We start from the raw sequence: 24799 nt of genomic DNA, 5'->3' as shown, positions 1-24799 counted from the left end.
AGCGAACGGATAACCCAATTTCCAGGCCAATTCCGGCATGTCTCGACATAGTAATTTTCCCCCGTTCAAACTCGCTTCTGGGTATTGGCCAGCAATACATTCATCGACCAGGCAACGATAAAAATCCCTACCGGCAATGATTGTGGCGGCACAGGAAATGGTAGGGTCAATCCCATCAGCAATAGATATAACGCCCCTAGCATGATATAGATGCTGTAACGGTGCGCCATAGGACTGGGGTAGTCAAAATTGGTCTGGCTAACTTTACGCCGAATCAAGCCATCAATGGCAAATGGCAGCACAGCAACCGCCAAAAAGGGTAACCAGGCGCAAACCATGACGAATCGCTTGATCATCTGATACACCGTGTCCCACAGCACGTCCAGCCTACTCTGGATGAAAGGAAATAAATCATGACGGCCGACATCCTCGAAACCTTTGGACATTTGCCGCTCACGCTCGGTCGGAATGAAGTACCGGTAAACGCTTTGCCTAATACCGGTGCGAACAAAGAGGTCGTCGAACCATTCCTGAGCCGTGTAACGAATTTCAAGTTCTTTGTTGACGCCAAAATAAGCGATCAACATTCGATCTTCGGTTACTTGGATTTCCCGAGTCCAACGGTCCGAAACAAAACTGGCCACCAGAATCACTTCCAACAACCAGATCATCAGACTGAACAGCAGATTACGTTGCATTAGTCAGACTTGTTTGGCATCCGACGAGGATTGCAGCACAGGTAAGCGGCCTTTGACAATCCGGCCGCCGGATAACTTAGCGATGTAATGCAAATCGGGCAGTTGCCCCAATAACTGCGGCGCAAATAAATCACCTTCCTCTTCCATCAGTCGTTCACCGACATTGCCGGAAAACACCGTCGGGTTGGTGGCGCTGGTCGCGACACCCTGGGTGCGCATGATGTATTTCAGCCGCGTCTTGGGCAGATTGTCGGTGATGTACTGCTGAGTTTCGCTATCCATGATCCTCAAGGCAATCAAATTGTTGACGTTGCCTAGCACTTGCCGGGCTTTGTCTTGCGATCCGGTGCGGGCGGCAAAATCAGCGAAGGTTTGGGTGGCAATGAACAAACGTATCTTAGCGCCGCGGCCTTTGTTGAGGACTTGAATGAAAGGATCGTTGATCACTTCGGCGGCTTCATCGACAAACACATTCACCGGTCTGTCAGTGACACCATAGTTGTATCTGTCGCCAGCGACGGCCGCGAGGTCGGCGAGCAGGATTGAACCGATGGCGCTACCGACCAGACCATCGGATAACGAGTCCAGGCCAATGTAGGCGACCTGGGCTTTTTCGATGATATGTCCGGTATTAGTAATCGGACGCAGGTCGTCAGCATCATTGGGATTGGGTGACAGTAAAGGCCCCAACGGACCTGAAGTTAGCATGTTCATGATCGGAATCAGCGATGCCACCATCTTGCTGAAATGAGCGCGGTCATGTTCGAACAAAGACAACAAGCCTTCCAAATCCAGATTAGCCGCTTGATACTGCACATATTCCCGGTAGAAGCGCACCAGTCCGGCCGCTTTGGAATCAATGTCCTTGGCGGCTTTCAGATAAGGTTTGGCCTCCTGCCGCCAATTACCCAGACAATTGTCGTAATAGCGTTCCAAAGCCTGAATCACCAATGTTGAAGGACCGCCTTCCAGATAACGGCGAAGCTTGACTAGGGTTGGTCGCTCTTCGATCACCATCAATCCTTGAATCACGTTATCCAGCGATTTCTGACCGAACGCCTTAAAAGGATCGTTGGTGTTTTCACCAGGCGAAATAGCGCTGATTCGACTGGCAATTTCCGAAGGACGGTTGAAATTATGTAAAGGATCAAGTCGAACACTGTCTTCCGGAAAGGCTGGATGGAAATACACAAACCGATCCGGACGCTGAGCCAATTGACAGGTTCGCTTGGCTGAAGCCATCAAATCCTTGTCGCCCTTAGGATCGATGATGATCACCGCTTCACCGCGCAATACCGCCTGAGTCACTAACACATCGAAGGCTCGGGTTTTGCCGGCACCGGTTGTGCCCACCAGCAAAGTGTGGCCAGCCGTATGTTGAATCGGTTGCCGAACATTGCTTTCCGCAATTTCCAAGCCATGTATCCAGGCAGAGCCCATACGTTGATGATCGGTTGGTATCAAGGTCGAGACATCACGCTTCAGAATTTCATACGCCAACTGCGCATGTTTTTGCACCCAATCGAAACCCCAGCCGAACCATAATTCGTCAGGATGGCGTTTGACGAGTGCTTTGAGTTTTTCGGCATCCAGATATTGAAAACGAAATTGCCGCAGACGTCGTTTTCGATACCAGAGATTGACCGCCGCCGGCAGTCGGTAACAGACCATCACGCCACAGGCGATCATCAACCAATCGAACGGCTCTCGCGGCAATCCCGACCAACGACTTGTCAGATAGGCCAATCCGGCACCGCTTGTCCAGCCGGCAATGGCTGTCACTTCATAGATCGGACGCCAGGGAAACTGGTAGTCGTAATCGGACTTCATGATTGGATGCGCACTTGGATGCCTTTGCCGGCACCGATCGATCGACAAGCGGGATGATTGGCAATGTCGAGCATGAAGCGGGTACGTTTGATGCCTGGGTTTTGCGCCAGGAATTGTTCGAGTTCGGTATTGGAAATGGCATACCAATTGCCCTCAGCGGATTTTTCCTCGGGAGGTTTTTGTAATTGCCTGACGTGTTCGATTAGGAGATCGATTGAAGGTGCGATAGTCAGCTCGGCTTGGGTGGTATTTACCTCTGGCTTTTTATCGGAAGCCGGTTGCTGCTCAGTTTCGGGTTGAGTACACGTTTCGAAAATTGACGATGTTTTGTTGGAATTCTGAGCGCTCTCGATCTGATCGGAATCTTTGCTTATTGGCTTACTGACTAATTCGGTTTTTCGGGATGAAGGATGATTAGCTGCTTTTGATTTCTTATTGCTTGTTTTACCGCAGCCATCGTTCCAAGTGGATGCATTTTTGGCGTTGGATTTATCCGTAGTAGCCGTTGATCGACTACTGGATTGACCAACGTTTGTTGATGATTCCGTTACGGTCAGTAGCTGTTTGATAACTGAGCTGGGTTCTGCCGCCAACAGCACACCACGAACCTGTTGGATGGTCTGCACCTTACGCATCGGTGACAAGACATCAGTGACCAGCCAACCGACTTCCTCAAGCGTTTTGATGAAGAAGTTGGCGTCGACAGCGAGTTTTTCCGGTATACCGGGAAATGGCAGTAAATATTTGTCTTGGGTTTCCAGCAAATCGATGCCCCATTGCCAAGCACCCAGGTTAAGTTCGGAGACGATTCGAAGCAACCACTCGCCAGCCAAACCCTGCTTGTTCAGCCAAGACTTTGCGACATCTTCAGGTGATTCAATATTTGCCCGTTGAGTAGCGGGTTGGTTAGCCTGGTCAGATTGGAATTGATGATTGGAAGCCTCAGATGTTTTATTGCTGCTACTTTCATCCGTCGATTTCAAGACCGGTTGATCGTCTTTCCTGGACTTGACGTTTTCCGACTCTCTGTTTTCTTCAAGTCGAGGAACTTCAGGTGATGGTTCGGATTGAATAGGCGGTATTTCAGCAACGGTGTCAGGGCTGTCAATCCGCTGCTCCGATCCTTTTGTGACCGTTGCTTTGGGTTTCTCCTCTTCAGCTTTGACCTGAACAACCATGGTTTTGTCCGGCGAAGACTTTGGCAGTTTGGCGGATGTCCTGGCGATTGGTTCTTGATCAGTTTCAGCCTGTTCACCCATTTCGATGGCTGCAACTACGACCGGCGGTTCATTGCTGAAAATCGATTCAGTCGAAGTCAGGCGCAGCATGTAAAGTGGGTTTTCCAATCCCTCGGGCTGCATCCGCCAATAGCGATATTGCCGACCATCGGGTAGCAATTTAGGAATCGCCAAGCCGCGTTCGATCAAAATGTCCGCCAAGGTATCTTCATCACGGGGAATTCCAGGGACTTTGTCCTTTGCCAGCGTGATCACGATGTCTTGCGCGCCGATACGCCAGACAATATGCAGTCCTTCCTTGAAACGCCATAGCCGCGCGCCTTTTTCGTTGACGCTCCAGTTCCCAGATTTAACCAGACGACGCATCGCATCGAACAAGTATTTCTCCACCGGCATACCCATGGCCGAGTCAATGCTGTGGTAATGCGCTTTCAAATCACGTTCCACGCTTTTGCAATCGGCGGTCATCACCAGTTCATACAATTTCGAGCCACGATCCAAACCATGAATGGCTTCCAGCATGGCCTGCATGATGTCGGGGCCGGGCTCCAGGATAAAGCTCCGCGATTCGCGGGTTAGCACACGTTCGATCACCAAGGCCGAGAACTGTTCGTGGCGTTTATGACGGTTTTCCCGCCAGCGCAAAAAATAGCGGTCGATGTGATGTTGTTCGGCCCAATCGGTCAGATTTTCATCGCAAGGGTTCCATGTGTGTTGCCCCTGGCTGTCAACCACTGCCATGTCGGACACCGGCTTGCCGATGTCATGCAGAAGTCCGGCAAAGCACACAGCCAGACGCCAACGTAACTCCTGTGCTTTTCGTTCTCTGGGTGAGGCATGGGTCGCGAACAAACAGCCTTGAGACGCCAAAGTCGCCCAATGCGCCACTTCCAACCCATGCCGAAACAAACCGCCGGCGCCACGATGATGATGCGATTCCGAAGCGGGTAACAGATGGCTGAATGCTGCATAGCGGGCAATCACCGGTGCTGCGATGTTCTGATACAGATCGTCCGGCAATGCCAGGGCTTGTTCGATGGCCTTGATCAGTTCGGTTTGGGTGGACAGGATGCGTTCCACCGGTGCCGCCGGCAGCCCCTTCATGAATGGAGGGTAACGAGGGATCTCCTCATTGATCGCAGGCAAAACCTCGCCGACGGGCGCAGGTTTATCGCCAAACAGACGTTTGCCGATTCGGGAGATGAAAGTTGAATAAGGATTTTCCATGGCACCCCATCATGACAGGCCTTTTTGAGGTGTTGCTTGCAGTAAATGGCGAATTCGTCATTAGCTGCAAGCAGGTCGGGAAAAAGAGTGTTTAGTGTAAGGAGCTCCCTTAAAAACCTTTGGAGCTATCATGAAACGCAATTTCCTTGCTGTTTGTTGCATTTTGCCCGTGCTGTACGGCACGGCTTGTACCTCGCTGATTCAGCCTGATGCCTCGGTCAGCGAAGCCGTGATTGAATCAGTTTTGCCGATTAACCAGTCCGAACAACCCTGGCGACTCGACAATGCTTGGCAACAGGGAGGACTAGGCGGTTCGGCCTTACGCGTGGCGTCAGTCGAGCATGTCGTCAGGCAAGTCGACCAACCGTTGCGTTTTCAGGTGGCCACTGCCAATACAGCTGATGAGTTTATGTATACCAGCTTTCCGCAACTTCCTGACCACGATGACGATTCATTCGCCATCGAGCGTGCCTGGCGTAAATATTGTCACCATCAACTCGACATGACGCCTGAAGAGCAGGCACTGGTCAAGCACATACCGATACCGCACAACATCTTGAACCATGGCTGCAATCCCGGCAGTCTCAAGAAGTGAGGTGGTTGTCATGGAAAGAAATGGAACAGACAATAAATTGGATAATCTGACCGAACGCTTTCAAACCTTGGCAGAACGGAAAAAAGCCAAACTGAAAGTCGTTGAACCGCTGAAATCTTTACCCAGTTGGCCAACGGCCATACGAGGTACGCCGAATGCCTGTTTACGTAGTGCGCTATTTGCAGGTGTGCAGGGTAAGGAACGTATCGCCTACAAAAAACGCACCTTGCTAGCTTCGGTCGATGGTATCGAGGTTCGCTATTTGGGTATTCAGCTCAATCAATCCGATCTCGATGTCTGGATGCAGATCGTGCATTTGTCCCGGCAACAATTACCCGGATTTAGCGTGACGTTCAGTGCTCATGCGATGTTGATGGCACTGGGTCGTGGCAGTGGCAAAAGTCAGCATGAATGGTTGAAGGAATCGATGGCTCGCTTGGGTGGCGCCTTTGTCGAAATCACCTTTCAAGGGCGCGATGCCTTTGGCGAAAAAGGCTTCCTGCGCTATTACCGTGACGAGCTGACGCATCGCTACGTGGTGGAACTGACCGAATCAATGCTGCGCCTGTTCGAGGAAGGCTACACCTACATCGAGTTTGAACAGCGGCAGAAACTGCGTAAACAGCCATTGGCGTTGTGGTTGCATGGGTTTTTGTCGTCCCATGCGGCGCCTTATCCCCTGAAAATCACGACTATTCACCGCTTGAGCGGTAGTAGTGCGAAAACCCTACGCGATTTCAAGTACCGTTTATGCAAAGCGCTGGACGCTCTAGTGGGCATCGGTACCTTGGCCAGCTTCGAATTCGTTGATGACACGGTGAAAATCAAGCGGCAACCCACACCCAGTCAACAACGCTTTCTGGAGACCAAACCGCACTGAAAAAGCACGGCATTCGACCGACGCTATTTTGGGTCGGTCGAACCCTCTCGATACGGCATTAGGCCGACGCGGGTACGGCATTAGACCGACAGTGGCACGGCATTCGGCCGACGCAGTAACGGCATTAGGCCGACGGGCACGGCATTCGACCGACAAAAAGCACGGCATTAGGCCGACGTTTGACACGGCATTAGACCGACGCAAAGTCAATTTCATCAAACCGCTGTAAGCCAGACGTAATAGGGCTTGCAGTGGTTTTTCTAAGCGGCAAAATGGTGGCGCTAATCTATATCTAATCTTTTTTTAATCTAAATATAGGGAAGACCGTTCTGTGGATAACTTTGACGGCTGTGATCGACGTTCACACTTCACTCGATACGTGTTTGAGTGGCCTTGCGATAATTCTGGACCGCGTCGCGAATTTTCCCCAGACAATCGACTTGCTTGCGAATATCGACAAACTCGGTTTCCAACTCTTCGACCAGTTTAACCTCCCAATCTGGCTCGCCTTTCAGGATCCGTTGCAACGGATAGCGATAACCCAGGCCTTTTTTCAGGTATTGAGCGATGGGTTTGTTCTGACCGTTTTGGCGTAATGTCGCCATGCGGTACCACTCGATGCTGAAAGAAAAACTGCTTTCCCGCCGGCGTATCCGCACACCGATTCGTCCCGATTCGGTTTTACCGTATTTTTCATGACGGCTCTTCAATTGCCGCCAGTAATCGTCGACCAACATCCTGGCTTGGGCATAAAGTTGTTCCGATCTGGCTTCAACCCAGATCAGCAGGTCAACTTCCGATAGCGAGGAAGTAGGATTCATCGTGTTTTCGTCGTGCATGCAAATACCTATTACTTAACTGTAGGGATATAGCAGATAAATCCCTAAAGGATTTTTGGGTGAAATGTGAGGCGATAGCAGTGATTTATGATGGTTTTCCTAGATAGGTTTTTGTCATCGAAATCCCCATAGCATTAGGGATTTTCAGATTTGAATCGCTTGATCTCGAACCGTCATTTCCCTAATGACCCCGTCCGCCATCAATCCCTATCTAGGTAATTGCGATTCTAAACACGGTGATTTCTGTGGTGCGGTTCCCTAATTTCATAGGGAAGTCGGTTCCGGTTCCCTAGCTAGGTACGAATTCCCCATCGGTCATCATGTATCGTGGCGCATTCTAGGCAAGTTTTAGCCGAGGCCTTTTTCAGCAAACGGGGGATTCGCAATCGCCTGTCAATCAGCCAATCTTTCAAGAAAATAAATTTTCGTAATCCTGCAGCAAACGCTTTTTTCGACATTTGCTGCAAGTTGATGGAGGAAAAGGTGAAGGACAATGCGGCGATGAACCGAACCTACGCCACATTGCTGATTCTGATCTGGTTGCTGCTCCGTACCCCGTTTGCGTTGGGGAAGGATGGCGACGTGTCCGAGGTTTCTTACTTTGCGGACAAGGAGAGAGGTTGGTTTTGGTACGAGCGATTGCCGGAGCCGGTCAAGAAAGCCAAGCCTGAACCTGAACAACCTAAGTCTGAAGTCTTGCAACCAGCGGCAGCTGAGACTGAATCCAAACCGTCATTGCCAGATCAGGCTGCTCCCGCACCTTTGTCATCCGCCTGGCTGAAACAAAATATGGAACGCTACCTTAACCGAGCGATCGACGATCCCAGTCAGGAAAACGTCGCGGCGTTTTACTATTTGCAGCGGGTGATGATGGATAAAGCTGAACGTTTCACCAACGCCGCCCGTTACGTGGTGATGTCTGATCCGCAACTGGATGAAACGGTTCGTCGTCCGGTCGCGACGTATGCAGCCAATGAAGCCAATCATCAAGCCAGTGTTGTGGCGGAAAAAGCCTTAAAAGCCATTGCCGAACAAGCGGGTATTCTGTTTTTCTTTCGTTCCGACTGTCCCTATTGCCATGTGCAGGCACCGATTCTGGCCATGCTGGAAAATGCCTATGGTTTCAAAATCTATCCCGTGTCGTTGGATGGCTTACCGATGCCCAACGGCTTTTTCAGTCAGTTCAAACGCGATCAGGGTCAGGCGGCGATGTTAGGGGTTGAACAGACTCCAGCATTGTTCCTGATGAAACCACCCCGGCAAATCGTACCGTTAGCCCAAGGTGCATTGTCGCTGGAAGAAATCACCGGTCGGATTCTGCTAGCCGCCAAGGAAGCGGGTTGGATCGATGCTTCGCAATATCAAACCACTCAGGGTATTCGTAATACGCCGATGCTGTTACCGACGGCCGGCAGTATTAGCCCTGCCACAGCTCAAGATCCTTTGTCATTGATTCAAGCGCTGCAACGCGGTGCGCAATTGGGGAGCACACCATGACTTCGTTTTCGCTTCCACTTCGCTCTCGGCAGGTTGTCGTGTTGCTACTGCTGATCGAGAGTGCGGCACCTGCCTATGCCGACTTGCAACAGGAAATGGACGGGATGTTCGGCACCATGACCAACTTTACCGCACCGACCGCGCATTTAGGTCAGCGACGTGGGGTGATTACCGGCGGCAGCTTGGTAGCTCGTAATGGCATCACCAATACCAACCTGGTCTCGTTCGTACCGCCGTCATTCAGCGCGGGTTGTGGCGGTATCGACTTGTTCGCCGGTAGTTTCAGTTTCATCAACTTCAATCAGTTTGTGCAATTAATGCGCAATGTCGCCGGCAATGCTGCGGGTTATGCGTTCCAGTTGGCAGTGGGGGCGATGTGTCCCTGGTGTGCTTCGGTGATGACCGATCTGCAAAAGAAAATCCAGGAGATGAACCAGATGTTCAGTAATTCCTGCCGTTTGTCGCAAGGCCTGGTTAACGATACGGTCAAAGCCTTCGATTTGCAGAGTAAAACCAACCTATCCAATGCTTCCTTCACTCAGGGCATCAGCGACGTGTTCTCCAGTTGGACCAACACCAGCACCTTGGGCGATCCCGTACAACAAGTCAAACAGAACGATCCTGCCGACATGACCAAGATCATTCAGGGCAATCTGGTGTGGCGAGCCTTGGTCAATCAGAACGCTGGCGGATGGTTTCGTTTTGGTGGCAACAGTTTGTTGGAAGCGGCGATGAGTATTTCCGGTACGGTGATCGTCGACGCCCCTCAGGCGGCTCCAGACGGCAAAGGCGAGAACAATGCCATCAGCGCGCCGCCGCCGATTTTAAGGATCAAAGATTTGATGTATGGCAACGACGCCGGCAATAGTTATCAAACTGTCAGGATGTATACCTGCACAGATGGTCACGATCCCGATCAGTGTCTGAAACCCATCGTCCAGAACGTCAATCTGGTGGGATTGAAACAGCGGGTAATGGAAATACTGTTGGGCTCGCCCAATAACGGCAATGGCCTGATTTACAAATTTGCGACCAACGCCGGTCAGATAACCGACAGCGAAAAAGCCTTCATGCAAACCGTGCCGGATGCCATTGGCGGCATGATCCATAACCTAGCGCGGGAAGATGTCGGTATCGCCAAGCTTTGGGCCGAAGAAGCAGCCCCAGTGATTGCGCTGGAACTGGCACAGTTGATCGTCAACGATTTGCTGACGGCGGTGCAAACCGCCGCGCACATGAACGATCATGCTTATGCTAAGTTGCTGATGGATGCCTTGAAAGACGCTCGTGAGCAGATCCAGGACGAGTACGTCACCATCGCCGGCCGCTATGGCAACCCACAAACCCTGATGGCGTTCTACCAGCAATTGATGAATACCGTGAAACCCAAACATTACGGTACCGTGGCGCAATTGCCGGCTTCAGGCACCGCTTGGCCAACGCCTTAGTCCAACCTCATCTCGTTAAAGGCCATCTCCTATGTTTGAAATCTTTTCCGTAGGCGATTCCGCCTATCTGCAAGCAGTCCTCAATGCCGTGGCAATGATTTCCGGTACCGGTGATTATCGCACCGCCGCTGCCGTGGGTGGATTGATTGGCGTCATCATCGTCATGCTCCGAGCGTTGTTGCAATGGGATGGTCGAGGTATACGCTATCAGGATTTGTTGCTGGCCTATGTATTGTGGCTGATGCTATATGCGCCTTCGGTTCGCGTCTCGATCGAGGATGCTTATACCGGCAGCGTGGTAGTGGTAGACAACGTACCATTGGGGCCAGCCGTGGTCGGCAGCGTGATGTCGAACATGGGCTATCGCACCACAAGGTTGTTCGAACAAGGCTTTGCCACACCGTCGATGACCGGCAATGGCTTTGCCGATAGCCTGCAAACCTTGACGGCGGTGAGGAAGAATCTGTTGTCGCGGATCAATTTAGGCGCGGCCAACACACCGAATGCCGGTAGCGACATGGAAACCTCGTTTGCCAACTACGTGCGTGAATGTACGTTGACCGGTGTAGATTTGAATCAAAAATCGGTCGATGCGATTTTGCGCGACGCTGACCCGATGAATGCCATCCGCTTTGACTCCGATATCTACATGACCGAAATCTATATGGGTGGTCAACCGCAAACCAAAACTTGCACGGACGCCTGGGCCGATTTGGGTGTTGTGGCAAACGGTAATTTCACTACTGCGCTGGAAGGCTTATTGCAGTCGACTTTGGGTGTCCCGGCGGCAGCGGATACTGTTCCAAAAATTCAGGATGCTTTCGATGCACTGGCCGGCCCCGGTGTCATCGATGCCGCCGATTACATGTTGATGTCGGCTATCATGCCGATGTTCGAGAAAGGCGTGGTGGGCCGGCACGAGGACGCGATGCATTGGACCAAGGCGTCGATGATTGAGCAAGCCATTCAGCAACGTAATACCCAGTGGGCGGCGGAACAAACCCTGTTCTCGAAAATCGTGCGGCCGATGATGGCCTTCATCGAAGGCCTGAGTTATGCCATTGCCCCGATCATGGCCTTCGTGGTGATGCTGGGCAGTGTTGGATTGCGGATGAACATCGGCTATTTTTCGATGCTGCTATGGATACAGTTGTGGATGCCGATTCTGGCGGTGATTAATTTGTTCATCCAGATGTCGGCCGCTGGCAAGATGGCGGCGCTAACTTCAGCCAATTACAACTTGCCGTCGATGATGGGCATTTATCAGATGGACATGGAGTTGCAGCAATGGTTATCGATCGGCGGCATGTTAGCGGCTTCGACACCGGCTATTACCTTGATGCTGATTTATCGTGGTGCAGTAACGGCCACGCATTTCCTGGGACGGATGGATGGCGGCGATTATGTGAACGAGAAAATCGCCACGCCGGATGTGATCAGTCCGGCGCCGGTATTGAATGCCCAACCGCAGCATCAATACAGTCCACTGTCTGCAGTGACTCAAACCGGTGTCGACAAAGTCTTGCCGACCTTCACCGCCGGCAAGGATATGAGTGCGGCGGTGTCGTCGACTTATAGCGCATCCGAACAGGCGACCAGCAGTTTCATGCACAGTCTGTCATCAACAGCCTCGAAATCGGCCAGTATCAGCAGCGATGCCTTCGACAGTCGCTCACTGGGCAATCAGATTGCCAGCAGTAATAGCTATACCGATGCCTACAACCGTCAGTTTGGCGAAGCCTTCGCCAAGAAGCATGCCGATACCGGAATATCCGCGGATCAATTCTCGGCACTAGTTGCCGGCAGCGCCAATGCCGGTGCCAAGCTTGGTAACGATCAATTGGGCGGAGTGATTTCTGGCCGACTACAGAACGACTTCAAGGTCGGGCAGGACAAATCCGATGCTATTGCCGCTGACATCAGCCAAACTGTCAATGACAGTCAAGGATACCAAGCCGGACTGGCGAAAAGCCTGGCCATGGATGCACAAACCGGTACTCGCAATGTGGCGTCTATGGGCTTGCAAAGTCAGTCCCTGTCCTCGCTACAACACAGTGCAACCGACGCAGTTTCGGCCAGTGAAACTTATCAACAAACGCTATCTGCACAGCAACGTTTCGGTACCCAGACTAGTTTTGGAGCTGCGGAAACCGGCTACCAAATTGCCAACAATCCTACCTTGATGGAACAACTCGATCAGACTTTGGATAAATATGGTTTAAGGGGCGACACACAACGACTAGCTTCACAATGGAAAGCGGCTGGTTGGATCAGTAATGGCGATCAAGCGTATGCCGCAGCTGGTATGTCATTGCTCACTGGATTTTCATCACCCAGTTACCGTACTCTGGATAGTCAGCAATCACGCCAGGCGGAAATCGCCGGATACCAACTGCTGGCCGATACGTTCAACGCACCCAAAGCCGATTCGACTTGGAATCCTAACCAAAACGAATCCGTAAAAGCTAAAGTACCGGAAGCTGGAGTCGTTCAATCTAAAGTCGAACAGGCTCATCTCGCCGACCCCACCGCCGAGGCCGAAACTGTCAGCCAGCGTGCCGAGGCTCGAACCAGCAGGGCTACAAACAAAATTACTACCGGCGAGAAACGCATCGAAGCTGACCATGATAGCAATCTGCAATCTCGGGAGACGTATTCGAAGGAGGGCTTTACCGAATTGGCCGACATCAAGGCCGAACATTTCAGGCAGTCGATTGCCGCAGCTGCAAATGACACGCCGTCCATGGCTGAAGCGTCATATAACTTTTTGGGAGGTAGTCTTTACAATACGGCTAAAAATATCGAGGCAGCGGGTTCGGTTGGCAATCAACATGTCAAGGAATTCACTGGCCATGTTCAGCATGCTTATACACAAGGAGAGGATTTTTGGGGAGCCATAAAATATGGAGCTTCCCAGTCTTACTCCGGATTTAAAGAAGCCTCTCAAATATGGGCTGATCAACGTGTAAATGAAGTAGCCGACAAGCTGACGCCAAGCCAACAAGCCTATTATCGGGCCGCAATGTTTGAAGCGTTTGCTGGCATTGCAGTGGCCGGTGAATATGGCGGTAACTTAGGTGCCGCAAGAAAGCAGTTAGTCGAAGAGGACGGTGCTGTTGATGGCGACAATATTGCTAAACTGCTAAAAAGTGCGGCCGGCCAAAATCGTATGGATTTGATTGATCAGATAGGAAACTTTAATCGCGCGAACGGGCGAATAAATTATTAGCGATCAGTTTTGGGCGTTTGAGGCTGCAGCAAATCCGGCGAGTATCCATCTAACAGTCATTACCAAAGCAAATATCACCAAATAATTGGTAAAATCGGTTCTAAGGTTAGCTGTAAAAACAGCCAATAAGACTAGGGCGACCCAATAATAACGGCTGTCATGCGATAACTTCGCCGCCATTAGTTCAATAGATTGATATATTAGTTCTGCCAATGTAAAGGCACCAAAAATGATGAAACCAAAAATCGCAAAGGGTGTTATTTCATTTGGCAAAAATCCGAGCGTTGCGCAGAACCAAATTATGCCGAAACAGCTTGATAGAGCCGCGATACGATTGAAAGTAGCAAACGAAATCTTCTTCTCAGAAAACCGCTGAAAAAATCGCTGAAATCCACTGGGGAATCTCATAAAAGTAGCCCCGCAAAAAGGACATACTGAGCGCAAAGGACGACCGTAATAACTGATCACTCTCGGCACCATGGATCGTTGACAGCAATTGCATTCAACGGTGGAGATGTAAGATGAAAGAGCTGACTGCGATGGGTTGGCTTTAAGAGTTAATCGAGATGGATGAGTCGACATATTCCGTCCCCTGAATCAAAACATACTCTAATCGTGCTATCTAACGGACAAAATATCAAGTCTTTTAACTGGCTTTCGTTTGCCTCATTCCCTGGGTCGGAAATGGACAAAGCAAACCTTGATGAATGCTATTGTCAAAGCGATACGATCCTCCATTTGAGGGCAACCCGGCTGTTGCTTTTTGCCGATAATGCACCCTCATAGAAAGTTATTGTTTCAGCGCAATGGTCTCAATCCGGGCTGCGGCATCGATCGTTATTTTGTCTTCCTGAGCCAACCAGCCGATACTGCGTTGGATAACTTTCTCTTCTTCGGTAAGTGCTTCAACCAACTTTGTAACAGGAGTTGCACCATTTTCAGACAAGTAAGACCAAATGTTACCAGCGGTCAATCCAACGCGCTCAGACATTGTTAATTCTGGTGTTGTCGCTGAAGATTTGGGGGCCGCGGCTTGAACCTTTGCTGGGGCGACCGGCTCTGGGCTTGGTTTTTTAGGCGCTGCTTCAGTCGCTACGGTCACGATGGGCTGTTCAACTTTAGTCTTGGGGGCCACGGCTTCAGCCTTTTTTTGAGATGTCTGATCCGAACTGGTCTTTTTAGGTGCGGCTTTAGTGGTTTTGACCACAACAGGCTGTTCGGCTTTAGCGACTGGTTTTTCAGGGGTGTTTTTTGAGTTTTTCATAATGAGATAAACGAAATAAAGAACAAAATACAGTAATAAGCCATTCAAACTTTATAGGCGTCAATTCCCTGGATAACAATTGAACCCTCTTTAAACCAGGTGCCTTTATTCAGCAGTAAAACGAAGCGTCACTAGCGTACCATGATCGGGCTCGCTAGTCATACTTGCTGTTCCACCATGCAAATCCATAATGGATTTGACGATGGCCAGACCCAAGCCTGTACCTTCCTCGGATCGCGCTGAGGTTACTCTATAAAAGCGATCAAACAGATTCGGCAGATGTTCCGCCGAGATGCCGCAACCCCTGTCTTTTACGGTGATGAGCGCCGAACCATCGTCAGCAGTTTGTATTGATGAACAAATTTCACCACCTGCCGGCGTGTGTTGGATTGCATTGAGCAACAAATTGCTGAGCACCCGTTTGAGCAGTTGGGCATCGGCATTGAGAAAGCCTTGGCCTTGGCAGATTAATCTAACATTGTGTTCTTCAGCCAACGCTTCAAGATAACTACAGGCAGCTTCCAGTTCAGCCCGACCGTCTAGGCGTATCTTGTGCAGAGCAATCTCGGTATTTTCGGCCCTGGCCAAAAACAGCAGCGTTTCGATGATCTGCGATAGTCGGCCGTATTCTTCCAAATTGGATTCGAGGATTTGCTGATATTCATCGGCACTCCGTGGGCGAGAAAGCGCCACTTCACTTTCGCCCATCAAAATGTTGATCGGTGTACGTAGTTCATGAGCCAAATCCGCAGAAAACTGCGTGAGTTGATCAAAGGATTTCGACAGACGGGATAGCATGGCGTTAAACGCAAACGCCAGAGCAAACAGTTCTTTGGGGTAGCGTGCAGGATCAAGTTGTGCATGGAGTTGGGTCGCGGTGATGCCTTCGATATGACGAGTCATCTCAGTAAGTGGATTCAAGCCTTGGCGCGCAACCAAGACGGCGGCGATGCTGGAAAAAAGTAGACCAAGCAATAGTGACCAGCATAGATTACTGCGGTATGCGGCAAGTAATTCGGTTTCGTGGGAGATGTCGAGTCCGATTTGAATGGTGTGCTGTGGGCTGGTTTTACTGGATGCCGTCATCAGCAGGAAGGTCCGTCCGTCAGCCAACTCTTGTACTATTTCGGTCGTTTCTGGCTTGCCTGACAGCACAGGAAATTGACCGGCAACAGGCAAAGCGTCCATCCCCGGTGTCTCGATCAGGCTGTGACCACTTTTATCCAGGATACGCGAATAATATCCCCCAGTCGGTAAATCCAATCCTTCGCTTTGCTCGTCGGCCAAGCGTTCCAGATTGGGCGGTTGCTCTTGCAATACGCTACGCAGCAACTGAATTTCCTTCAGCAAAAATTGCTTATTGTCCTGGGCCAGTGTATTGGCTAACGATTGATGCAAGTAAAAGCCAATCAACAATAAAATCAGCGTGGCAGAGCCGATGTACAGCGCAGTCAGCCGCGTAGTAATCGACCAAGGATTGGGGCTGATATCGGAGTTAACGTTCTTCAAGGACATAGCCAACTCCTCGCACAGTGTGTAGTAATTTTTGCGGGAACGGGTCATCTATTTTTTGCCGTAAGCGGCGAATGGCGACATCAATAATATTGGTATCGCATTCGAAGTGAACGTCCCAAACCTGTTCGGCGATCAGTGTTCGAGAAAGCACTTCCGCAGGCCGATTCAGGAATAACGCCAACAGGGTAAACTCTTTCGGTGTCAAATCCAGCGCTTGGCCATTGCGAAAGGCTTTGTGCCGAATCTGATCGAGAGTCAAATCGGCCATTTGCAGTTGTTCCACTGGTCGGCTCGGACCACGGCGGAGAATAGAGCGAATGCGTGCCAGCAATTCGACGAAAGCGAACGGCTTAATCAAATAGTCATCCGCACCTAATTCCAAACCTTTCACACGATCATCGATGCTATCGCGGGCGGTGAGAAACAATACCGGCGATTGTTGGCCTCTACGCTTTAACTCCCTAATCACCGACCAGCCATCTCGTAGCGGCACCATCACGTCGAGAATGATCAGGTCATAGTCAACTGTTGTGGCGAGCAACAAACCGTCTTCACCATCAGGACTAATATCGACGACAAAGCCTTGCTCCCTCAAACCTTTTTGTAGATAAGCAGCGGTTTTCTTTTCGTCTTCGACGATCAGGATGCGCATCAACGATATTTCCTATTTCCCAACCAACTTTGCATGACAAAATAAACTGTCGGCGTGGCAACCAGCGACAGCAGCACCGAAAGCACTAGCGCACCGATCACGGCAATAGCCAAGGGTTTCAACATGTCCGATCCGGCACCGATACCATAGGCCAAAGGCAGCAGCCCTAATGCCGCCGCCATGGACGTCATCAATACCGGACGCAAACGCCGCCGTCCGGATTCAATCAGTCCGTCTTCCAAGTTATAGCCCTTTGCTTTGAACTGGTGTACCGAATCCAACATCAGGATACCGTTTTTTGCCACCACGCCGATGCCGATAATCGCACCGAGTATCGACACGATATTGACCGACGTGCCGGTGATAAACCAGGCCAGAACCGTGCCGCACAAAGCTAATACCGATCCAAACAGTATGGCGATGGGCTCATGGAACGAGCGAAACTCAATTAACAGTACGGTAAACACCAGAAAGATAGAAGCCAGCAATACAATCAGCAGATTGTGAAAGGACTCTTGCTGCTGCTGATAAAGGCCACCCAATTCAACTACACCAGGGGGCAAAGTTGGATCTTGCTGGAATTTGGCTTTGATTTCCGCAATAGCGCTGCCAAGGTCGCGGTTTTCCAGGCGGGCGGAAACCGCAACCAGTTGTCGAAGATCTTCCCTTTGCAGTTCCAATTGGCCCGGCTCGGTCACAACATCAGCGACTTGCGATAACTTGACTGTTCGACCATCGGCTGCTCGTAACGGTAATTCGTTAAGATCGGCGATTTGCGCCGTTGCCTCAGTGTTCATACGCACACGGATATTGACGACACGATCACCTTCCAAAACATAGGAGGCTTTTTGCCCCAACATTGCTGTACTGGTCGCTATTGCCACATCGTTGACGGTTAATCCGAAACGTAGCGCATCGCTGTAGCGCACTCTTATGCTTAAAGACGGGCCGGTGGTTTCCAAACCGTCAAAACTGTCGACCACGCCGGTAATCTTATCGAGTTCCGCCTGGATTTGCGGTGCCTTTTGCTTTAGCCATTCGACATTGGTCGAGAACAGTTTGATTTCAATCGGCCGTGGCGACCAAGTCAAATCGCCGATCAGATCGCCTAGGATACCGGCAAACTCCCACTCTAGTCCCGGAACTGCAACATGGAGATGCTTGCGTAAATCGGCAACGACTTCATCGGTTTTGCGCTGTCGATCCGCTTTCAACTTGACCAAGAAATCGCCTTTGTGCGCCTGTGAAATGCCCAAGGCTAAACGTGCGCCAGTACGCCGGGAATAGCTTTCCAGCTCAGGTATCGCACGCAGAAGGGTTTCGGCTTGTCGCAATTGCCGATCCGTTTCAGTCAGACTGGTACCCCATGGAGCATGGTAATCGAGCACGAAACCGCCTTCATCCATGAAGGGCAGAAATTCGCTTTCCAGGCGTCCGTAAAGCCAAATACCCACGGCTAATATCAATCCACAAGACAACAACACTAGTTTTGCCTGCTTAAGCGCTCTACGCAAAGTTCTCTCATAAGCCTCGCTCAGACGCTCAAACCAACCAGCAGCATGGTGCCGAGAATGAGATACCGATCTTTCGGAAGATTTTGCAGTGTGTGCAAAATGTTTGCCGGACGACAACCACCAGCTCGCTAATGCCGGAATAAGTGTAATGGCCAACACCAGCGAAGTCAGCAGAGACACCACCATGGTCAATGCCAGCGCCCTAAAAAAGCTACCTGCCACACCATCCAGAAACGCTAGCGGGATAAATACCACAACCGGCGTCAAGGTAGAGGCCAGCAATGGCCGAAAGATTTCCGCCAATGCCTGAGTCACCGCATCAAGTCGCTCAGCGCCTTGCTGTAGTTTTGCATGGATGGCTTCCACCACCACGATGGCATCGTCGATGACCAAACCGATGGCTGCCGCAATACCGCCCAGCGTCATCAAGTTAAAACCGAATCCCATGACCCGCAAAACCAAAAAGGTCACTAACACCGTAGCCGGAATCACGGTAGCGGCGACCAGGGTGGTTCCCCAGTTTTTCAGAAAAACGTACAGTATGACCACCGAAAGGATCAGTCCCAGAATGATGGCTTCCCAGACGCTTTGAATGGAGTCGCCGACCAATAGTGATTGGTCGTAGAAAACCTGTACTTGCATACCTGCCGGCAGATTTTTCTTGAGCGATGCCAATTCCTGTTTGAGTTGATTGGCAATATCCAGCGTACTCCCGTCCGGCTGGCTATAGACATTCAGCAAAACCGCATTCACGCCATTGGCGGTGACGACGTTGAATACCGGCTCCTGAGCCCGCTCGACCCGTGCGAAGTCCTTGATACGAATGGGATGGCTGGCAGTAGGCGAAGATTGCAAAGTTGCCGGCGTTTGAACGACACTGGCTATGGATGCTGAAACCGTGAGGTTTTCCAGCTCTTCAATGGTATGCACACGCCCATCCACGACAGTCAGATAGAGTTTGTAATCCTCTTCCAGCATACCGGTGGGGACAATCAAATTGTTTTTGACCAGCGCATCGGAGACTTGGCTAAGACTTAGATTCACAGCCTGAAGACGTAAAGGATCAACGATGACGTGATATTCCGGCGCGCGTCCACCGACGATGCCGGTTCGGGCTACGCCAGGGATTCGCAACAACCGGGGCTGAAGCGTGTAACGTGCGGTTTCCCAAAGATCAGTAAGTGAATGCTCGGGACTGGTCAGACTGATGCCGATGACCGGAAATGCGGCAAACGTCAGCCGCCAAACCGCCGAAGTCGCCGTGGCCGGTAGCGATTTTTGCACAGTTGCCAGTCGTCCCTGAACAAACAGTTCTGCCTGCACCATATCGGTTTGCCAGTTGAAAAACACGTTGACTTCCGCCGAGCCCCGCCCGGTTTTCGAACGAATAGTGCGCACGCCGGGAATGTCTTTCATGGCTTCCTCGACGGGACGGGTAATGGTCGCCATCATCTCATTGCCAGGCATCACGCCGTTGTCGATCAGGATGACCACGCGCGGGAAATTGGTCTGCGGAAAAATCGACGACGGCATGCTGAACACCGCATAGGCTCCGGCCATACACAGTGCTACGCAAAGGAAAACGATAGCCAATCGGTGACGAAGCGGAAACGCTAAAGCCGATGCCAACATTATTCTATGACGCGGATATGGGTTTCAGCCGGCAGCCCGTATGCCCCTTGGGTGACCACTGTCATGCCTTCCTGGAGCGAGTCGCCGGTTATTTCTACCAGCTTGCCATCACGCAATCCTGGTGAGATGGCAATTTGTTTGGCCGTATTGCCTTCGACCAAGGCAATCGTGCTACCTGTTTCTTTATTCACCACGCTTTCGACCGGCACTGCCAAGCGGTTATTTCGGGCTTCTACGACTATTCTGGCGCTAACGAATTGCCCAGGACGCATCGCAGAACCGCTGTTAATGGATGCTCTGACCAGAACGGTATCGGTCAGTGGATCAACTTGCGGACTAATAAAAACCACCTTTCCTTGCTGTGTTGGTTGGGTATCCAAATTGCCCGCTGTTTTCGTACCAAACTTAATTTCGACGTCCTGACCCAATTGAAGTAGACCGGCCTCTTGACTCGGTATTTTAAGCGCGATGTCCAGACGATCCAGATCAATCAAATCCACCAACACCATATTTAAGCCGACGGTTTCCCCCACCTTGACATGAATGGCCGTGACGGTACCGGACAAAGGCGCCTTGATTCGCAGCAATTCCCTTTGCGTCTGGGCATTGGTTAAATCCTTGCGTGCAGCCTGAAGTAACTGTTCGGATTCATCGTAAAGTTTGCGCGAAACATTGTCGGTGGCATTTAGTTGCTGTTTACGAGCAAAATTTTTCTCGGCAAACGCCACGGCGACTTCTGCTTTGGCAACCAGCGCATCCGCGGCGCGGGTATCCAGCTCGAACAAGGTCGCGCCTTTTTTAACTGCTTGGCCTTCCTCGCAAAAGGCTTGAGTGAGAATACCGGCAATCGGGGCGGCAATTTTCGAACTGGCTGCCGGTTTTCCATGCATAGCAGGTTCAGGTTCGACCACACCATAAGCCATGACGTAGCGATGCAACGTGGCACGTGAAATCTTGCCGGTTTGCACCGCTACTTCGGTAACGGCTTCTGGTTCGTCGGCAGCCCGTGGGGTCGGTGCTTGCATGGCTATGAAGACGGTTAGCGCGGATATTTTTTGCCATGAAGCATGGTTTTTCATTGAAGTCCTTTTCGGTTAGCAGAGTCAGCAATCAAGGTATCGGTCAATGTCGATCCGAGGGGCTGACGCAAGGTATCTTCCAAGCCATTGAGCGCTTGTTGAGTTTCGACAAGCACATCCAGTTGGGCACGCTCGGCTATGGCCTTTTCCAGCTCAGCACCGAGCAAGGTTAAATGATCGATTTCTCCCGCTTGATATTGGGCTTGGACTGAGCTGAGGTTCTGTTGTTGAAGCTGGATTTGTTTTTCGGCATCTCTCCATTTAGCCAAAACTGCCGCTACACCCGAATGGGCTCGATCGATGTCGCTGACAATACGCATTTGTAAGGATTCGAAACGCACGGCAAACTCTCGGCGTTTAGCCTCGGCTTCGGCAATGGGGCCTTGATTCTGATGCAAAATCGGCAATTGCATGGTTGCGCCTAGCGTCCAGCGGTGTTCGCCCATTTCCCAGGCATAGCCGGGATTGGCCTGGATGTTGGGATACTGGTTGGCGATTTCCAGTTGCAGTGCGGATTGCGCCGCCGCGTAGTCTGCCAATGCAGCCAACACATCGGGGCGTGTCAGCAAAGCGTGTTCTTTCATATTGCTGACAGGAATAGTCTGCAAGGCGGGCGGCTTGGAAAGGTCGCTAAAATCCAGGTCGATACCCGTTAATCCCTCAATAGGTACACCCATTGCGCTGGCTAACAATATGGCACTTTCCGCAACCCGTTTGCGTGCAGCATTCTCGTTCAGTTTTAATTGGTTGACTGCCAGATGGGATCGGGTGACTTCGAGCTGGCTAATCTCGCCTATTGCCAATTGTTGTTCCAAACGTTGATTGATCGCTTGCTGGATAGAGTATTGTTGATGAACCAATCGCTCCGCTTCCTGAGCTGAGTAGGCTTCCAGGAGGGCTAAACGCAATCGTCCTCGTACCAACCAGGCCGCATCCGCAATGCGTAAGCGAGCAGCGTCGGCCAAATGTTCTGCTTTGCCGATACGAAAATCACGTTTACCGGCAGTTTCGATGGGAATGCTAATCGAGCTGGCAGCGATCCAGGGAATGGCTGCGGTTGCCAGATTGCGTATCCAGGTGGGTGAAATCGTGATGCTGGGATTAGGCCGTTGCCCGGCGGTTTTGATGGCGGCGTTGGCCGATTGCGCTTGGGCGCGGGCCAAGGCAAGGTCTGGGTGGTAATAAATCGCCGCCAAGGTTAAACGATCTATGTTCCATGTTTTGGGCGGCGTCACGGATGTGCTTCCGGTAACCGTTTCAATAAAACTTAATAGTTCCGGATTCGACAAGCTCCTATTTTCCAATTGAATCATAGAATCAGCCGGATTGAGTTCCCGATTCTGAAAACTCGCACAGCCGACGATAGTCAGAATGAAAACCGGAAAAATGAGCAAGATAGAAAATAATCGACGCATGAACGGAGGATAACAATCCGTTCCTGACGCCAGCATGACGGGAAGATTACATTTTTGTCAGAATTGCAGATGGGTTTTCAGGGTTCTTTTTAGTCATCAGTTTATAAACAATAACCGGTTGCACAGTGCACGAATTTTCGAATGTCAGCTCGGGTTCTGTTTTTGTCGGCTAATCTGTCAGATTAGGTTGAGTTCCATAAAATCCAGGTGTGCGAGGCTACAATAAAGGAAATTTACAAGTAGAGGCTAGTCATTGATCTGGTGTACATGATCGCTATTGGGTTTTCGTGAAAAGATCGCCACCATAGCGATGATCAGGCAAACCGCACCGGCTATGGTAAAAGTCAGCGGCGCCTCAAGTCTACTGACTCCGTGCCCGATGGCTGGGTAGGTAATCAGCCAGAAAGCATGCGTCAATGCGAAATGCGCGGCGTAGGCTCGCCCACGATTAGCCGCCGTTGTATGCTCAGCAAGCAAGGTCGAAGAGGATAGCGCAACAAGAGCCTGGCCCACACCATTCAAAATCCAGAGCAACGCAAAAATCATAAATGGCGGTTGCAATACCCCGGGTAGCAGTATCAGGCCGAGTACGGCACCTCCCGTCAGCAGAGCCCGTTCCGTCCAACGATGACGCCTTCCATGCAGTTCGGAAGGTTTCTTTGCTCGTGATTCGTAGCGACCGGTGACCCAACCCAAACACAGCGCGGTAACCGAGGACCCAAGACCCAGGCCGGTCATAGCTAAAACAAATGCCGTTTCACTTAGTATCAACACATCCTTTACATAAACAACGGTGGCGACAATCGCTGCCGCCCCGGCGATCGCTTCAACCAAATTCAACATCAGCGCACGTCGCAAGACTGCTTGGCCTAAAAGTATCCGAGTACCAACAGTCAACTCTCGCAAAAACGTCCTGAGCGAGAATTGAATATTTTGATTGGCAGTGTGAGGCAAGGTGCTAAAAGCTACCAGAGCAGCAGAGACTAAATAGGTGGCTGCATCAAACCAGAATAACCAGTCAAGACCCAGCAGAGAAACCAGCAATCCAGCCAATGCCGGGCCTAAAACAGCCTCCACATCGACCGCCACCCGTGACAGCGATAACGCACCGACATAGTACTCGGATCCGACTACCTCAGGAATGGTCGAGTCATACGTGGGTGTGAAGAAAGCAGTAGCAGCATTGATCAAAAAAATCATCAAATAGACTTGCCACACACTATGGACGAATGGGAACAAAGCCATGAGGCCAAAGCGCACAAGATCGGCCATTATCAGCATGAGTTTGCGGTTCGCACTATCCGCAAGAACCCCGGCAGGCTGAGAAAATAATAAAAACGCCAGGATGCGTAACATCAAGGCATTGCCGATAACTGCGGCGGCGGAACCACCGCCGACCAACTGATGTGCGAACAATGCCAGACCCACAGTCGTAACACCGCTGCCCACTAGCGATATAACCTGGGCGGAAAATAGTAATTTGAAATTGCGATTGCGGAAGAGAGTATTTGGATACTGAGGAGGTTGGCTCACGCTAAAATTGCCTTATGCCTACTTTTAATGTTTTGGTAAGTTGTTTTCTATCCATTTCGTTCCCCTCGCAACTCTATGATATTTGGAAGATGGCGGCCAGTGGTGCACTTTGCTCTGACAATAACGCTGCCATGTTAATAATGAATCTAAATACTGCCAAACAGCTTTGAACATTACCAGCCAAGAGAGTACTAAAAAATTGAAAGCGAGTTTACATAGTGTGATAGATTCTTACTAGATGGATACCTTACGACAATCCAAAACTTGGATCTCTATTGTGCTGATACTCGCGGTGCTCGGTCATTTTGGCCTGGGGCATAGAGATGTGTCGGCCTTTGTGCTGTGTTTTGGAGCCGACGGTCATGTAGGGGTAGAACATGTCGGACACGATCATGAGATTGGTTTGAACAAAGCCGCCCCGCTCAAGGATCCAACCAACGCCTATTTCACTGATGGCGAATCCCCATGTACCGACATCTCCCTAGACGGTGATGACCACATCCCACTGTCACTGACGAATTTATTAAAAATAGCGATTGATATTGGGTTTTTGCCGGTATTTTTCCTGTTCTCACTCCTGACGCTCTACTCCAGAGCCATAATTCGGCAGCCGGCTTTTTTTGATCCGCCGTTCACCGATTCCAAACTGCTCGCCTTACGCAGTATCGTTCTACTGATTTAGCCCCATCTCCTAGCCGTACTCACTAGCTCAAA

Annotated in this window: 18 protein-coding genes; 6 read left to right on the top strand and 12 right to left on the bottom strand. The window is 50.8% G+C overall.

All coding sequences use genetic code 11. The features are described 5' to 3' along the window. Positions 1-65: 65 nt before the first annotated feature. From ACH5Y9_RS14750 to mobH, 3 genes are read right to left on the bottom strand one after another with little or no spacing between them, the layout of a single operon-like run. Entirely contained in the window at positions 66-698 is a 633-nt protein-coding gene (locus ACH5Y9_RS14750) for a DUF4400 domain-containing protein (RefSeq protein ID WP_445366600.1), read from the bottom strand. Positions 699-701: 3 nt separating this feature from the next. Then, the gene (gene traD, locus ACH5Y9_RS14745) at positions 702-2528 is read right to left on the bottom strand and encodes a conjugative transfer system coupling protein TraD (RefSeq protein ID WP_445366599.1); all 1827 of its coding nucleotides are present in this window, start codon (positions 2526-2528) and stop codon (positions 702-704) included. Continuing rightward, positions 2525-4993, bottom strand: a complete 2469-nt coding sequence (mobH, locus tag ACH5Y9_RS14740; protein ID WP_445366598.1) for a MobH family relaxase — start codon at positions 4991-4993, stop codon at positions 2525-2527. The genes traD and mobH overlap by 4 nt, the downstream gene beginning before the upstream one ends. A 130-nt stretch (positions 4994-5123) precedes the next feature. Between mobH and ACH5Y9_RS14735 the strand changes: the two genes are divergently transcribed. Continuing rightward, positions 5124-5588, top strand: coding sequence for a hypothetical protein (locus tag ACH5Y9_RS14735; protein WP_445366597.1), 465 nt, complete (start codon positions 5124-5126; stop codon positions 5586-5588). A gap of 10 nt (positions 5589-5598) precedes the next feature. After that, on the top strand, positions 5599-6468 hold the full coding sequence (gene trfA, locus ACH5Y9_RS14730; protein WP_445366596.1) for a plasmid replication initiator TrfA: 870 nt from the start codon (positions 5599-5601) through the stop codon (positions 6466-6468). 368 nt (positions 6469-6836) lie between these two features. Here the strand turns inward: trfA and mobI are convergent, their stop codons facing one another. Further along, positions 6837-7289 carry a conjugative transfer protein MobI(A/C) gene (gene mobI, locus ACH5Y9_RS14725; protein ID WP_445366595.1) on the bottom strand — a complete coding sequence of 151 codons (453 nt, stop codon included), beginning with the start codon at positions 7287-7289 and terminating at the stop codon, positions 6837-6839. A 501-nt stretch (positions 7290-7790) separates the two neighbouring features. Between mobI and traF the strand changes: the two genes are divergently transcribed. Genes traF through ACH5Y9_RS14710 form a run of 3 tightly spaced genes read left to right on the top strand, consistent with a single transcriptional unit; the run spans position 7791 to position 13481 of the window. Then, the gene (gene traF / locus ACH5Y9_RS14720; RefSeq protein WP_445366594.1) at positions 7791-8804 is read left to right on the top strand and encodes a conjugal transfer protein TraF; all 1014 of its coding nucleotides are present in this window, start codon (positions 7791-7793) and stop codon (positions 8802-8804) included. After that, positions 8801-10252 carry a conjugal transfer protein TraH gene (locus ACH5Y9_RS14715; RefSeq protein WP_445366593.1) on the top strand — a complete coding sequence of 484 codons (1452 nt, stop codon included), beginning with the start codon at positions 8801-8803 and terminating at the stop codon, positions 10250-10252. Before traF ends, ACH5Y9_RS14715 begins: the two co-directional genes overlap by 4 nt. A 31-nt stretch (positions 10253-10283) precedes the next feature. Next, positions 10284-13481 (top strand): conjugal transfer protein TraG N-terminal domain-containing protein, encoded by a 3198-nt coding sequence (locus ACH5Y9_RS14710; protein WP_445366592.1) that lies wholly within the window; start codon positions 10284-10286, stop codon positions 13479-13481. Between the two features lie 3 nt (positions 13482-13484). On the opposite strand, the gene ACH5Y9_RS14705 is transcribed toward ACH5Y9_RS14710, so the two are convergent. The 8 genes from ACH5Y9_RS14705 to ACH5Y9_RS14670 all read right to left on the bottom strand — a co-directional run bounded on the left by ACH5Y9_RS14705 (position 13485) and on the right by ACH5Y9_RS14670 (position 24085). Next, complete coding sequence (locus tag ACH5Y9_RS14705; protein WP_445366591.1) at positions 13485-13949, bottom strand: hypothetical protein; 465 nt, start codon at positions 13947-13949, stop codon at positions 13485-13487. Positions 13950-14271: 322 nt separating this feature from the next. Further along, a complete protein-coding gene (locus tag ACH5Y9_RS14700) occupies positions 14272-14793 on the bottom strand; it encodes a winged helix-turn-helix domain-containing protein (RefSeq protein WP_445366590.1) in 522 nt (173 codons plus the stop codon). A gap of 57 nt (positions 14794-14850) precedes the next feature. Beyond that, positions 14851-16260, bottom strand: a complete 1410-nt coding sequence (locus tag ACH5Y9_RS14695) for a heavy metal sensor histidine kinase (RefSeq protein ID WP_445366589.1) — start codon at positions 16258-16260, stop codon at positions 14851-14853. Then, a complete protein-coding gene (locus tag ACH5Y9_RS14690) occupies positions 16241-16912 on the bottom strand; it encodes a heavy metal response regulator transcription factor (RefSeq protein ID WP_445366588.1) in 672 nt (223 codons plus the stop codon). Before ACH5Y9_RS14690 ends, ACH5Y9_RS14695 begins: the two co-directional genes overlap by 20 nt. Further along, positions 16912-19986 carry an efflux RND transporter permease subunit gene (locus ACH5Y9_RS14685; protein ID WP_445366587.1) on the bottom strand — a complete coding sequence of 1025 codons (3075 nt, stop codon included), beginning with the start codon at positions 19984-19986 and terminating at the stop codon, positions 16912-16914. The genes ACH5Y9_RS14690 and ACH5Y9_RS14685 overlap by 1 nt, the downstream gene beginning before the upstream one ends. 71 nt (positions 19987-20057) lie before the next feature. After that, positions 20058-21137: an efflux RND transporter periplasmic adaptor subunit gene (locus ACH5Y9_RS14680; RefSeq protein WP_445366586.1), complete on the bottom strand. Its 1080-nt coding sequence runs from the start codon at positions 21135-21137 to the stop codon at positions 20058-20060. Continuing rightward, positions 21134-22372, bottom strand: coding sequence for a TolC family protein (locus ACH5Y9_RS14675; RefSeq protein ID WP_445366585.1), 1239 nt, complete (start codon positions 22370-22372; stop codon positions 21134-21136). Before ACH5Y9_RS14675 ends, ACH5Y9_RS14680 begins: the two co-directional genes overlap by 4 nt. 426 nt (positions 22373-22798) lie before the next feature. After that, entirely contained in the window at positions 22799-24085 is a 1287-nt protein-coding gene (locus ACH5Y9_RS14670; RefSeq protein WP_445366584.1) for an MFS transporter, read from the bottom strand. 238 nt (positions 24086-24323) lie between these two features. On the opposite strand from ACH5Y9_RS14670, the gene ACH5Y9_RS14665 reads away from it, so the two are divergent. After that, positions 24324-24767 carry a hypothetical protein gene (locus ACH5Y9_RS14665; protein WP_445366583.1) on the top strand — a complete coding sequence of 148 codons (444 nt, stop codon included), beginning with the start codon at positions 24324-24326 and terminating at the stop codon, positions 24765-24767. Positions 24768-24799: the final 32 nt, after the last annotated feature.

The sequence above is a fragment of the Methylomonas sp. BW4-1 genome (assembly GCF_052474385.1).
Note: the sequence above shows the minus strand (reverse complement) of the source record. Positions and strands in the feature narration are given on the sequence as shown.

Coding starts and splice junctions, on each gene's coding strand:
- ACH5Y9_RS14750 (WP_445366600.1), bottom strand. CDS start 698: ATGCAACGTAATCTGCTGTTCAGTCTGATGATCTGGTTGTTGGAAGTG.
- traD (WP_445366599.1), bottom strand. CDS start 2,528: ATGAAGTCCGATTACGACTACCAGTTTCCCTGGCGTCCGATCTATGAA.
- mobH (WP_445366598.1), bottom strand. CDS start 4,993: ATGGAAAATCCTTATTCAACTTTCATCTCCCGAATCGGCAAACGTCTG.
- ACH5Y9_RS14735 (WP_445366597.1), top strand. CDS start 5,124: ATGAAACGCAATTTCCTTGCTGTTTGTTGCATTTTGCCCGTGCTGTAC.
- trfA (WP_445366596.1), top strand. CDS start 5,599: ATGGAAAGAAATGGAACAGACAATAAATTGGATAATCTGACCGAACGC.
- mobI (WP_445366595.1), bottom strand. CDS start 7,289: ATGAATCCTACTTCCTCGCTATCGGAAGTTGACCTGCTGATCTGGGTT.
- ACH5Y9_RS14715 (WP_445366593.1), top strand. CDS start 8,801: ATGACTTCGTTTTCGCTTCCACTTCGCTCTCGGCAGGTTGTCGTGTTG.
- ACH5Y9_RS14710 (WP_445366592.1), top strand. CDS start 10,284: ATGTTTGAAATCTTTTCCGTAGGCGATTCCGCCTATCTGCAAGCAGTC.
- ACH5Y9_RS14695 (WP_445366589.1), bottom strand. CDS start 16,260: ATGTCCTTGAAGAACGTTAACTCCGATATCAGCCCCAATCCTTGGTCG.
- ACH5Y9_RS14690 (WP_445366588.1), bottom strand. CDS start 16,912: ATGCGCATCCTGATCGTCGAAGACGAAAAGAAAACCGCTGCTTATCTA.
- ACH5Y9_RS14685 (WP_445366587.1), bottom strand. CDS start 19,986: ATGGCCGGAGCCTATGCGGTGTTCAGCATGCCGTCGTCGATTTTTCCG.
- ACH5Y9_RS14680 (WP_445366586.1), bottom strand. CDS start 21,137: ATGAAAAACCATGCTTCATGGCAAAAAATATCCGCGCTAACCGTCTTC.
- ACH5Y9_RS14665 (WP_445366583.1), top strand. CDS start 24,324: ATGGATACCTTACGACAATCCAAAACTTGGATCTCTATTGTGCTGATA.